This window comes from uncultured Campylobacter sp., assembly GCF_905372745.1.
Taxonomy (GTDB): domain Bacteria; phylum Campylobacterota; class Campylobacteria; order Campylobacterales; family Campylobacteraceae; genus Campylobacter_A.
In genome coordinates this window covers 1-12,894 of record NZ_CAJPQR010000048.1, presented here as the reverse complement: position 1 = coordinate 12,894, position 12,894 = coordinate 1, and the positions used below count along the sequence as shown (strand labels likewise).

The window sequence follows — 12,894 nt, the reverse complement described above, 5'->3', positions numbered from 1 at the left end:
TAAATTAATTTTTAATGCGATATTTTTTATAATTTGGATTAAATCCTTTAAGGAGCTAAAATGATAACGATAAACTCGCGGCTAGCAAGCCAGAATTTAAAGATCGGCAAATCTCTTGCCAGGTTGATTCAAGGTTTTATTTACAGGCATTTGCCGGATGCCGAGCACGAGGGATACAGACACGAACCCAGCGGTAAAATTTTTAAACGGACGAATTTCGATTTTTTGCTAAACGGGGCTGATTTACGCGTTAGATTTACCTCTTACGAGCCGGAATTTGAAAAAATAATCGCGCTTGCCGTGCTAAAAGACGGGCTAAATTTGGGAAAAATCCACATACTAGATACTACCGTTGCGGTTAGCGAACACAGAACTACGCAAAGCAAAGCAAGGCTGCAAGGCTGCGTGATATGCTCGGTACAAGGGCTTTTGGGGCATAAAGTCTTTTTAGAACCGCAAGATTCAAGGCATCTTGAGATGATGAAAACAAACGCCTTGCAAAGATTTGAAACGCTAAGCGGACGCAAATACGGCGGCGAATTCGAGTTAAATTTGCTCCGCCAAGATTTAGAAAAACCGCTTTATTTTTACTACGGCAACAACCAAACGCCGGCAAAAGCGTGGCCTGCGGTTTGGGATATCAAGGCCCTGCCAGAGCTCATAAATACGGTGCTAGACGCCGGCGTAGGCGGCGGATGTATGAATTGCGGGGCGGGGTTTTTAGAGACGATATAAATAAGCCGCGCACAACCGCTTTGGTGCGGTTAAATTTATAAAGCCGTTTTACGCTAAATTTAACGAAAGCGGCTTGATTTATTTCGCAAAAATCTTTATAATACGGCTCAAATTCGACCCAAAGGATAAGCTTAATGCTTTGCCCCATGTTTAAGACTCTTTAATCTTAACAAAAAAACAGCCAAATTTTTAAATAATTCCACGTTTTTAAACATTAATATAAATTTATTTCTATCTCCGCGAGGAGCGCATTGTAATTGCATTTTTAAAAACAAAGCCAAACAGTGCCTAAAATTCGGGCGAAATTTATTTAGCAGGGTTTTTTATAAATTTTACTTTAGTTTGCGAAAAAGCGGTTGCCACCCGCCTTTTACTTGCGCTCTCTTGGACGATTTTGACGGAGGCTTAAATTTGCTACCCGCGGCAGGCTACGTGCCTAGCCTTGGTCGCAAATTTGGGCGCCAACCGCCAAACTCGCCTCAAGATAACGCAATTAAAATTTAAATCCAAAAATCATAAAAACTTAAAAAAGGAAAAGAGAATGATAAAAAGTTACGTTACGGGTTTCCCGCGAATCGGAGAAAAAAGAGAGCTAAAACGCGCGCTAGAAGGTCTTTGGAGTAAAAAAGAGGGTTTTAGCGAGGAGAATTTGCTAAGCGTCGCTAAAACGCTAAAAAACAGACACTGGCAATACCAAAAAGATGCCGAAATTTCGGCTATCAGCGTGAACGATTTTTCGCTTTACGACCTGATGCTAGACGCCATCGTGGCATTTGGCGCGGTACCGCCTAGATTTGCGAATTTGAGCGGATTAGAGCAGTATTTCGCCTGCGCTCGCGGCAACGAAAAAGGCGTAGCGATGGAGATGACTAAGTGGTTTAACACGAACTACCACTACATCGTGCCCGAACTTAGCGCCCAGACGTCGTTTAAACTTGACGCGTCAAAAATCCTTGCCGAGTACGAAGAGGCAAAGGCCGCCGGCGTAAAAGGCAAGATAAATTTAATCGGCCCTATCACGTTTTTGGCGCTTTCAAAGACCACCGACGGCAGCTGCGCGCTTTGCCATTTAGACGCGCTAACGGCGCAATACGTCAAGCTTTTGGAGCAAATTTCAAAGCTAGACGGCGAAATCCTAGTCCAGCTAGACGAGCCGATATTTGTAACCAGCAAGGGCGACGCGCTAACTGATAAAATCGCGCCCGCCTACGAGAAGCTAACCGCGGCCGCAAGCAACGTAAAAATCGTATTTATGACCTATTTCGAACACGCGCTAAAAGCCGTGGACGAAGCGCTAAAAACTAAAATTTACGGCATCGGGCTTGATTTTGTCTACGGCGAGAAAAATATCGAGGCGCTGCCTGCTATCGCAAACTCCAACGTGAAACTTTTCGCCGGCGTCGTAAACGGCAGAAACGTGTGGAAAAGCAATATCGACGAGCGCGTAAATTTCGTCAAGCAAATAGCGCAAAAACTAGGCGGCAAGGACTTTTACGTAGGATCTAGCTGCTCGCTGCTCCACGTGCCTTTTACCCTAAAATACGAAGAAAAGCTAAATCCCGAGGTCAAAAGCTGGCTAAGTTTCGCCGTTGAGAAACTAAGCGAAATCGCAATCATCGCAAAGCTCGCAAACGGCGCGGCTCTAAACGAAAACGAAGCTAAAATTTACGCCGAAAATAAAGCCAGCGCGAATTCCCGCGCGAATTCGGCTCTCATCCACGACGCCGCCGTTCAGGCTCGCGTCGCGAATTTAACCAAATTCGAGCGCGAAGAGAAGTTTGAAGACCGTATCAAAATCCAGCACGAAGTCCTAAACTACGGCGTCTTGCCGACTACGACGATAGGTAGTTTCCCGCAGACGGTAGAGCTTCGCGTTCTGCGTCAAAATTTCAAAAAAGGCGAGATCAGCGAGCAACAATATAACGACGGCATCAAAAAATACATCGACGAGTGCGTGAAATTTCAAGAAGACGTCGGACTTGACGTGCTAGTCCACGGCGAGCCGGAGAGAAACGATATGGTCGAGTATTTCGGCGAGCAGATCAAAGGCTACGCGTTTAGCGAAAACGGCTGGGTACAAAGCTACGGCAGCCGTTGCGTGAAGCCGCCTTTGCTTTTCGGCGACGTGAGCCGTCCAAAAGCTATGACGGTCGAGTGGATATCCTACGCGCAAAGCCGCACGAAAAAGATAATGAAAGGCATGCTAACGGGCCCGGTAACCATCCTAAACTGGAGCTTCGTGCGCGACGATAAACCGCGAGCCGATATCGCTAAGCAGCTTGCGCTATGCATCTACGACGAGATCGCCGATCTGCAAGACGCGGGCATAAAAGTCATCCAAGTAGACGAAGCCGCGTTTAAAGAGGGCTATCCGCTACGCGACGAAAACATCGGCGCATACGAGAAATTTTCGGTCGATTGCTTTAAGCTCTCGGTCGCTTCGGCTCGCGCGCAGACGCAGATACACACTCATATGTGCTACTCGGAGTTTAACGACATCATCAAGACCATCGAGGCGATGGACGCCGACGTTATCAGCATCGAGACGGCTCGCAGCGGCAACGAGCTGCTAAAAATCTTTAAATCCGTGGGCTACAAACAAGAAGTAGGCCCGGGCATCTACGACATCCACAGTCCGCGCGTACCGAGCGTCGACGAGATGGTCGCGCAAATCAGGGCGCTGCTAGAGGTACTGCCTAAAGAACAACTCTGGATCAACCCGGACTGCGGCCTAAAAACCCGCAAATGGGAAGAGGTCGAGCCGAGCCTAAAAAATCTCGTGCAAGCCGTCAAAATCGTGCGAAATTCATAAATTTAGAGCTTCGCTTAAATCTAGCCGCCTTTTGCTATCTAGCAAACGGGCGGCGGTTTAAATTTAGCGGCTTTGCGCTAGGTTGATTTTGCGGCTAAATTCACACGAAATTCGTAAATTTAGACGCCTTTTTTGGACGCTATCTTACAAGCGGCACGAATTTAGCGCGGGTAAAATTGGGCTTAAATTTTGCAAAATAAGCTAGTCGCAAAGCAAAATTTACGGGATTCTCGGCTAAAAGCAAACTAAGTTTTCTTCCGCGCCGCAAGCGTAAGTTTAGCCGCAAACGCCGCGTTTTCTACATATTAAATTTGGAAATTTCATGCTAAAAGAAAAAAATCTTTTGCTCTACGCTCTGACGCCGCCCAAGGCCGAATTTGAAGAGGCCAAGCTACTCGAGATAGCAGATCGCTGGACGGCGCGCATAGAGAGCGTAAGTGCTGACGGACTCGTGCTTTACGAGGTGCAAGACGAAAGCGACAGAAGCGACGCGCAAAGGACTTTCGAGTTTAGCGGGACGCTAAGCCCGCAAAGCTACTACGCAAACTACCTAAAAGTCGCGACGCCTAGCGTTTTTTACCGAGTCGCGGGCGGATACGATGAGAGCGAGTTTCGCGCGGCTTTGTCGGCTCAAAGCGCGGATTTATGCGTGCTTGTCGGAGCTACGTCTAGCGCGCAAAAAACAAGGCTGGATCTGACTCGTGCCTATGAAATCGCGGGCGAATTTAAAAATTTAGTCTCAGGCGGCGTATGTATCGCCGAGCGCCACGGCAAAAAGGGCGACGAACCACAGCGAATGCTGGAAAAAATCCGCCTAGGGGCTAAATTTTTTATCTCGCAGGCGATTTTCGACGCGGATTTAGCGCGCAAATTTTTAGAAGACTGCGCGGCGGCCGAGATTAGCGAGCCGATATTTCTCACGTTTTCGACCGCAGGCAACCCAAAAACGCTGGAATTTATAGAGTGGCTGGGTGTGAGCGTGCCGCAAAGCGTCGAAAGCAGGCTAAATGCGAGCGTGGACTATCTGGCGCAAAGCTGCGAAATCATCAAAGAGATTTGGAGCGAGCTTAAAAGCTTCGGCGATAAAAACGGGCTAAATTTAAGCGCGAATATCGAGAGCGTGATGGCAAAACGCGCCGAGATCGAAGCGAGCCTAGAACTAGCCCGCGAGTTTAGGCTGTTTTAACGGCGAGCGCGGCGGCGAATTTGAGCTAAAAACGCGTGAAATTTAAGCGTAAAATCACGCCGCAAAGCAAATTTTACCTTCGCGCGGCTTTGGTTAAATTTAGATGGTTTTGCCCAGAGCTTAAAATCCGTAAGCGCTAAATTTAAAGAAGCGAAATTTAAGCGCAAAATCGCGGATAAAGCCCGAAAATACGCAAACGGCGCAGGGCGTAAATTCGCTTTTGCGCTAGCTTTAAATTTAGCCGCTCTTGCTAAAAGCTAAAATTTACGGAACGCTAAATTTAAGAGGCGTTTAGATAAATTTAAAATGCTTTGTTCGCTTGCGGACTGGGTTAAATTTACGGCTGAGGGTCGTTTGCGAAAATTAGTCAAAGAGTAAAAACTAAAGCTAAATTTAAACAAAAAAGGGATGCAGAGGCAAATGCACGCGAATCGGCTAAATTTACGCGTAAATCGGGGCGATAAAATACGAAAGGCGAGCGTTAAATTTTGCGCTCAAAGTAGGGTAAAAAGCGGCTTAAAGCTCGATGAACGCGGATACGGCTAAAACGCTAAACTGCGGGCGGCGCGAATTTAAACGAAAGCGCAAAAGAAAGCGGCAAATTTTAAAAAACGCGAGATAAAAAGCGGCGTAAATTTAATAAAAAGCAAGACAAAAAAGCCGTAAAATTTAAGCTCGAAGGTTAGATAAAATTTAGTCGCCTTGCCTAAAATCAATCGCCGCGGCGAAATTTAGCCGTATTTAGCGGCTTTGGTTTGCGAGCCGCAAGCCGTTAAAAGCCGCCAAACCGCGCAAAGGAGCTAAAACGGAGACTTTGTTTACCTTTATTTTCGTCGGCGCATTTGTAGCGCTTTTCGCGCTTCCGGCGGCTTCAAATCTTTTTGCGGCTTTGGGCGAAAAACCCGCCCCAAACTCGCCCGCGAGCGAGCTTTCGCCGGGGCTAAAAGAGCTAGAAAACGAGCGCGCAATTTTAGTCGCCGCTACCAAAAAAGCAAATTTGATCGGCCTTGGCACGGGCATTTGCGCGGGCGCTATGGTAACGTATCTTTTAGACGCGATTTTCGGCGCTGCGATAGGCGCGCTTGCTTATACTTTTACGGCGATGCTTATCACCGCATCAAAAAGGCGCGAATTTAGGACAAATTTTAAGCGTCAAATCATAGAAAAGATCGTAAAAAAGCACGGACTTAGCTACGATAAAGACCGCGGGCTGGGGCTTGACGAGTTTTTTACGATTTATGATTGTACGGTGCATCAGTGGAGCAGCGAGGATCTCATAAGCGGCGAGATAGAGGGCGTGCGCGTGAGTTTTAGCGACTTTTACGCCGCCAAAATGGTAAAAAAGAAAAATAACACCGAAACGGTCGTGCTATTTCGGGGCGTGCTTTTTAAGGCGGATTTTAATAAAAAATCAAGCTGCGTAACGCAAATCGCGCACGCGGGTTCGCGAAATTTAGCGATCTACGGGCAGAAAGCAAATATGGACGACGTGAGATTTGAAGAGAAGTTTGACGTCTATACGACCGATCAGATCGGCGCTAGATACGTCCTTACGCCCGCGCTTATGGAGAGATTTCGCGAGATTTGCGAGAGATTTGGCTGCCCCGTAAACGCCGTTTTTAAGGACGGTCAAATTTTTATCGCCGTCGAGACTCGGCGCGACGACTTTGAGCCGCAGCTTGGCAAATCGCTAACGGACGAAGCGACGCTAATCGCCTATGAAAGCGAGATAGAAAGCTTTACGCAGATAGTAAAAGAGCTAAATTTAAACCGCAAAATTTGGTAGTGCGGCAAGTGGTGCGCAAACGAAAACGAAAGGGAAAAATGTTTGAACTAAGTAACGAGCAAAGGGCGTATTTCGGGCTTGATGCAGTGCAACAGAGCTGGGAGCGGGTAGAGTTTGCCGGGGATAAATTTAGACCCGCTAGCGTGCTGTATTTTGAGGGCGACGTCATCAAAAAGCACGTGGTTTCCACAGACGAGCTTTATGCGGAATACAGCTACGACGAGGCGACTAAGGGGCGCGAGATACTGCTACCTAAAACCGCAAAAGGTAAGGAGGCAAAGCTAACGCCCGCAAATTTTGAAAAGCGCACGCCACTTGGAGTCTATCTGTACGCTAATAAATACAGCCTACGAATCGCTAGCTTTGCCTCGCAGACTACGTTTTACGACAGCGTGTGGGAGAGCGGACACGGACGCAAGATGGATTTTAGAAGCGAGATAGAGCGCTTTATCGCGCAGTCGGACTCGGGTCACGCGCGTAAGATCGAGGAATTTAAGAAAGCTGGCCGTAAAAATACCAAATTTAAAAGCGGGGATTTTTTCCGTTTTAAGCTTGACCGCAACCGCTACGGCTTTGGCAGGGTGATTTTAGACGGGCATAAACTGCGAAAAAGCGGCCTTTTACCGGAAGGCCACGCGATGCTAGGCTTTATGGGAAAACCCGTTTTTATCGAGCTTTTTGCGTATGCGTCGCAGGGCGAAGCAAGCGTGGGCGAGCTGATGTCGCGCCCTAGGCTGCCTATGGACGTGATGTTTGACAACGCGCTTTTCTACGGCGAATTTGAAATTTTCGCGCACGAAAAGGTCGATGTCTCGCAGCTTGATTTTCCGATGAGTTTTCACGTTAGCCCCGCGCGGACGTATTTGCAGTGGGGATTTATAGAGATCTGCTCAGGCGAGCAAAGCGTGATGAATGCCGCCTCGCGCGAGCTAAAAGAGCTGATAGAAGAAAATAATTTGAAATTTAACTGCATCGGTTTTAGCCCGCGATACGCGCAGTTTGAGATCGCCGAAATTTTGCGCGGCGAGGAGCTTGCCTACCAAACAAACGACCTAAGAGACCCAGAAATCCGCTGGGCGAGGCAGGAGCTGATGCGCATTTTCGGACTCGATCCTGCTAAAAGCTACTTTGAGAACGCGCAAAGGCTAGGCATTAAGATGGTTTTGGAGCCGTAAAGCTTGTGCGGCGAAGTTAAATCGGGCTAAATTTAGCCGCCGAAATTATAAATTTTAGTGCTATACGAGCTAAAATCGCACTCGTTTACAAAGCCTCGGCGCGAGAATTTACTCTAAAATTTTAAAATTTCGTCGTAGCACAGATGAAACTCGCAGCCGCAAGCGGAGATTTTTCTATCTGCATGAAAGTGCCCGAAGTACCATTTTTCGGGCTTTGCAAGCTCAAAAATCCGCTCTAACATATCCGTAGTCGGATCGTAAACCGCTCCGCCGCCTAAAAACAGATCGCTAAGCGCAGACATCAAAAAAGTAGGCGCCGTGTGGCTTAGCACCGCGTCTATCTTGCCGCCCTCGCTCTTAAAACGAGCTAGATTGCTAAGCGCGAAATTTAGCTCGCTCTGGCTTGGGATTTCGGCATCCCAGTAGCTTACGTTTAGCCTGCGCCAAGCCCTGTCGATACTAAACGCCCCGCCGAAGGCTAGAAAATTTCGCCCGTCTATCTCGTAAATTTCGCCGCGCCTAAGCCAAAATAAATTCTCCCCTCCGACGCCTACCTTGCCGCCGAATTTTTCCTCGGTCGGCAGGCCGTAGAGCAGGTCGAAATTTTCGTGGTTGCCGTCGATAAAAAGCAGCGTATACGGCAGTCTGCCCAGCCGCTCTCTAACGAGCCGCTCATTTGGCGTATCGCTAAAAAATAGACCAAAATCACCAAGCACGATCACGTAGTCCTCGCGCGTAAAATTTCGGCTTAAAAAGGCCTTGTTCGTGATTTTGTGAAGCTCCGCGCTCCCGTGCGTATCGCCGCAAAGGTATATCATTTTTTCTCTTTTTGATTTAAATTTTAGCACGATTTTAGCTAAATTCGGGCGAAATTTAACTTTGCGGTAGATGAAGGCAAAAATCGCCGTCTTGTTTGCTGCAAATCCTGCGCAATCGTTTGTGTCTTTGTCGTGCGGTCTTTGCAGGCGCGCTAAATTTAGCAAATGCAAGCCGCGTTTAATAAACTTGGCGCAACCGTCGGACGGTTTGGAGTTTTTGTACGCTTGTAGCGTTTTGCCTGAGATTGGAGCGGTTAAGTCGTTAAATTTAAGAGCGACTCGCAAAAAAGCGCTAGCCCGGTTCGTAAAATCAAAATTTAGTTTAGCAATTTGCGTTATTTTGTGATTTTGTCGTAAAATTTAGCCGTTTTATACAAATTTAGCGCGCCTTTGGCTACCGTCTAAGGCTTGCGGCGTTTGCAACTGCTTACTTTGATGCTTAGCACATTGTAACCTAAGATAAAGCTTAAGTCTCCGCGGTATTTACGGCGAGCAATTTTGCGTTGCTTCTATCATAGTTTCGGCGCCGTTTTTTTTGGCTTTACTAGTTAAATTTCGACTTGATTTAGCGTAGATTCGGCTGATACGGCAAATTTGCATGTTTTTAATTTTTTCGTACGGCACAAGCATTGAGACGGCCTAGCTTTTAACGGACTTAGCCCGGCCGACGGTTTGCTTTTTATTGTAAGTTTGTGGAGTTGGGGGTGCAGATGCTTTAGCGCTTGTTAGAGGCTTTCATTCGTCTTTTAGGCGCTCTCAGACCTAAAAGACGGATTTTAGCCGGCGCAAATTTAATACTTTTTGCGCTATTTTTCGCAGTCTTTTGCGGTTAGCTCTACTTTACTGAAAAGTGCGCCGCTTGGTAAACGATAATTCATCACGATACTTTTTGCTTTTTGTAGTAGCATAAGGGTGTTTTTATCAGAGCAGAATTCTTCCGTCAAAAGCTCTTTCATGCTAGACGCAAATTCTTTTTCATATTCGTCCGAAATGGTTTCCCAGTTTATGTTTTGCGAGTTTTTAAAGACGTATTCATAGGCGATTATCTCGTCTTTGCAGCTTACTTCGGTAGCCTTTATGTTTTCGTCTTCCATTTGATTTAACGCTGATTTGCCGCCGATGACGGCTAGTCTTAGATACGGACTACACTCGGCTCCGGCTAGAGCTAGAGCCAGCGCGCAAACGAGACAAATTTTTCTCATCTTTTTGGCGTTACCAACATATTGACGTAGCGGCCTTCTAGCAGCGGCTCTTTATCGCGGTCGGAGACGTCTTTTACCATCTCCCAGACTTTTTGTAGCATTGCGACGCCGGCTTCCGGGTTGCTCATCTCGCGGCCTTTTAGAAATACGCGAAATTTGACGTGTTTGCCCTCTTCTAGAAACTCAAGAGCGTGCTTGACTTTATAGTTGATGTCGTTTTGAGCGATTTTGACGGAGAGTTTGATCTCTTTTACTTCGATCGTTTTTTGCTTTTTCTTGGCCTCTTTTTGCTTTTTTTCCTGCTGGTAGCGGAATTTGCCGTAGTCCATTATCTTGCAAACGGGAGGTTTGGCATCAGGTGCGATTAGCACTAGATCAAGCCCCATTTTCTCGGCGATTTTTAAGGCCTCTACTCTTGGGATGACGCCGTATGCGGTGCCGTCGTCTCCCACGCATCTCACTTCGCTCGCTCTGATATCTTCGTTGAGCAACACTTCGTTTTCTTTAGCCAATTAGTTTTTTCCTTTAAGTTGAAATTTGTTGATTATATCCAAAAATATTGTGTTTTTATTGTATTTTTCGTAGAAATTTATTGCGCTGTGACAATTTTTGCAGATTTTGGTAAAAGCCAGGCTTAGCATAAAGCCGCGCCTAGCTCAAATTTAGTGGATTTTCGCTCCGGCTTCAAAAAGTAACCTCGGCGAGTTTTGATTTTAGCAGCTCGACGAATTCATCCAGCTTCATATCTTTTTGTTCTCTAGTCGTGCGGTCGCGCAGAGCGATAGCGCTATTTGCCACTTCGTTGTCGCCAAGTACGGCTATCATCGGCACGCGTTGCTTTTCTGCAGTGCGGATGCGTTTGTTTAGACTCTCGTTTTTGCTCGCGATTTCGCTATCTACGCCGATTTTGCGTAGCTCTTTGGCGACGGTTTTGGCGTAGTCTAGGTGTGCGTCGCTAATCGGCACGATGACTACTTGCGTCGGAGCAACGAAAAACGGCAGCTCGCCGCCCGTATGCTCGATTAAGATGCCGATAAATCGCTCGAAGCTTCCCAGTAGCGCGCGGTGCAGCATGACGGGTTGCTGGCGTTCGTTATTTGCGTCGATGTAGCCCAGATCAAAGCGCTCAGGTAGGTTAAAATCGACCTGGATCGTGCCGCACTGCCATTTTCGTTTTAGCGCGTCGGTGATTTTGATGTCGATTTTTGGGCCGTAGAATGCGCCGCCGCCTTCGTCGATACCGTATTTAAAGCCGTTTTCATCAAGCGCTTCTTTTAGAGCTTTCGTCGCTGTTTCCCAAATTTCATCCCCGCCGATAGCTTTTGCAGGCTTGGTCGAAATCTCCATCTCGTAGTGGAAGCCGAAATTTTCCATTATTTTGCCGGCAAATTTTAAAATTTCTAAAATATTTTCTTTGATTTGGCTTGGCATACAAAAGATGTGCGAGTCGTCCTGGGCAAATTCGCGCACCCTGAAAAGTCCGTGCAAAACGCCGCTTTTTTCGTGACGGTGCACGACGCCGTATTCGAAAAATTTAAGCGGCAAATCTCGGTACGAGCGGATGTCTGACTGATAGACCTTGATATGACCGACGCAGTTCATCGGCTTTATGCCGTATTCTGCCTCGTCGATCGTCGTAAAGTACATATTTTCTTTATAGTTTGCGTAGTGGCCGCTCTTTTTCCACACGTCGGCTTTTAGTAGCTCTGGTCCGCGCACTGGCTCGTAGCCGCGGTCGCGGTGTGCTTTATATAAAATTTGCTCAAGTTTGGATCGCAAACGTCCGCCGTTTGGTAGCCAGATCGGTAGACCGCCGCCGACCTCTTCGTCGAAGGTAAACAGCTTCATCTCGACGCCAAGCTTTCTGTGGTCGCGTTTTTTGGCCTCTTCGATGATGCGGATGTGCTCTTTTAGGCTCTCTTTATCGGCAAAAGCCGTGCCGTAAATGCGGTTTATCATCTCGCGCGTTTCGTCGCCGCCAAGATACGCTCCGGCTACGCGGGTTAGTTTAAAAAATCTTAAAAATTTGGTATTTGGCAAGTGCGGTCCGCGGCACAAATCCTCGAAATTTCCTTGCTTGTAGCTGCTGACTTCGCCCTCGGGGATACGTTTTAGTACCTCTTGTTTTAGCTCGTCGTCTTTAAATTTATCGCTCATAAAGGCTTTTGTGGAGCTTGCTTTGACTATATCAAGCTTAGCTTCGGCTAGCTCTTTCATCTTGGCTTCTATCGCCTCTAGATCCTCGTCGCTAAGCTTGCTGTTGGCCTCGTCGACCTTAAAATCATAATAAAATCCGTCCTCGACGTTTGGTCCGACGAAAAATTTAGCCTGCGGATAAAGCTCTTTGATAGCCTGCGCCATGAGGTGCGCACAGGAATGCCTGATGACGTTTAGCGCGTCGGGGGAGTTGTCAAAATAAATCGGTTCTGCGGCGTTTTCTCGCCCGTTGATACTCTGAGTATCGACTATGTTTCCATCCAGTTTGTATGCGATGATATCGCTCATTTTACGTCCTTTTTATCGAAACATCTTTCTTACGCTGAAAGAATTGGGCTTGATTTTAGCTAAAATGTTTTTAAGCTTTACTTAATATTTTATTTGATTTGGGTTTAAACGGCGGTCAAATTTAAGTTTTGAATATAATATAATATATTGATTAAAATTTAAGTATTGCTAAATCGGTAATATTCTCAATATAGTTTATTATACTTTAAGAAAACTAATGCTAATATTTCATCGAATGAATCATGCATCTATCTCGTCTTTGCACTGTTTTGATTCATTTTTTCTCCCAAATTGCGCAAAGGAGTGGTTGCCTTTGCGCTTTAATCATTAAAATTTTACTTCAAAATAAAACATAATATACTTTTGGCTTTAGTAGGCAAATTTGACGAAAATTTAGCGTTTGGGTTTACGGTATGAAAGATAAAGCAAATTTGAAAATTTGAATCCGAAAGAAGCGAAATGGTGGCCCCGAATGGACTCGAACCATCGACCACTACCATGTCAAGGTAGTGCTCTACCAACTGAGCTACGGGACCGAACTGCGAATAAATTAAAAATGCGAATTTATCTAAAATTACATTGAAGTTTGCTTAAATTTGAGATTTTGAGGTTTTGAAATGAAATTCGGCTAAAAAATCCGTTTTAAAATTTAAGGCAAATAAATATAAGTTACAT

Annotated in this window: 9 protein-coding genes and 1 tRNA gene; 5 read left to right on the top strand and 5 right to left on the bottom strand. The window is 46.3% G+C overall.

All coding sequences use genetic code 11. From position 1 onward, the window contains the following. Nucleotides 1-60 precede the first annotated feature (60 nt). The 5 genes from QZ157_RS10145 to QZ157_RS10125 all read left to right on the top strand — a co-directional run bounded on the left by QZ157_RS10145 (nt 61) and on the right by QZ157_RS10125 (nt 7,694). Nucleotides 61-735 carry a CRISPR-associated endoribonuclease Cas6 gene (locus QZ157_RS10145; protein WP_295145215.1) on the top strand — a complete coding sequence of 225 codons (675 nt, stop codon included), beginning with the start codon at nt 61-63 and terminating at the stop codon, nt 733-735. Between the two features lie 541 nt (nt 736-1,276). Beyond that, nucleotides 1,277-3,547: a 5-methyltetrahydropteroyltriglutamate--homocysteine S-methyltransferase gene (metE, locus tag QZ157_RS10140; protein WP_295145212.1), complete on the top strand. Its 2,271-nt coding sequence runs from the start codon at nt 1,277-1,279 to the stop codon at nt 3,545-3,547. A 322-nt stretch (nt 3,548-3,869) separates the two neighbouring features. Next, complete coding sequence (locus QZ157_RS10135) at nt 3,870-4,733, top strand: methylenetetrahydrofolate reductase (protein WP_295145209.1); 864 nt, start codon at nt 3,870-3,872, stop codon at nt 4,731-4,733. A gap of 814 nt (nt 4,734-5,547) precedes the next feature. Beyond that, nucleotides 5,548-6,519 (top strand): DUF3137 domain-containing protein, encoded by a 972-nt coding sequence (locus tag QZ157_RS10130; RefSeq protein WP_295145207.1) that lies wholly within the window; start codon nt 5,548-5,550, stop codon nt 6,517-6,519. A gap of 38 nt (nt 6,520-6,557) precedes the next feature. Further along, nucleotides 6,558-7,694: an immunity 26/phosphotriesterase HocA family protein gene (locus tag QZ157_RS10125; protein ID WP_295145204.1), complete on the top strand. Its 1,137-nt coding sequence runs from the start codon at nt 6,558-6,560 to the stop codon at nt 7,692-7,694. 113 nt (nt 7,695-7,807) lie between these two features. Here QZ157_RS10125 and QZ157_RS10120 read toward each other — a convergent pair whose 3' ends face one another. From QZ157_RS10120 to QZ157_RS10100, 5 genes are all read right to left on the bottom strand, one after another. Then, nucleotides 7,808-8,677 (bottom strand): metallophosphoesterase, encoded by an 870-nt coding sequence (locus tag QZ157_RS10120; RefSeq protein WP_295145201.1) that lies wholly within the window; start codon nt 8,675-8,677, stop codon nt 7,808-7,810. Between the two features lie 641 nt (nt 8,678-9,318). Continuing rightward, nucleotides 9,319-9,714, bottom strand: coding sequence for a polyphosphate kinase (locus tag QZ157_RS10115; RefSeq protein ID WP_295145198.1), 396 nt, complete (start codon nt 9,712-9,714; stop codon nt 9,319-9,321). Then, complete coding sequence (infC, locus tag QZ157_RS10110) at nt 9,711-10,226, bottom strand: translation initiation factor IF-3 (protein WP_002944238.1); 516 nt, start codon at nt 10,224-10,226, stop codon at nt 9,711-9,713. Before infC ends, QZ157_RS10115 begins: the two co-directional genes overlap by 4 nt. A gap of 172 nt (nt 10,227-10,398) precedes the next feature. Then, nucleotides 10,399-12,219, bottom strand: coding sequence for a threonine--tRNA ligase (thrS, locus tag QZ157_RS10105; protein WP_295145192.1), 1,821 nt, complete (start codon nt 12,217-12,219; stop codon nt 10,399-10,401). Nucleotides 12,220-12,679: 460 nt separating this feature from the next. Then, nucleotides 12,680-12,755, bottom strand: a tRNA-Val gene (locus QZ157_RS10100). Nucleotides 12,756-12,894: the final 139 nt, after the last annotated feature.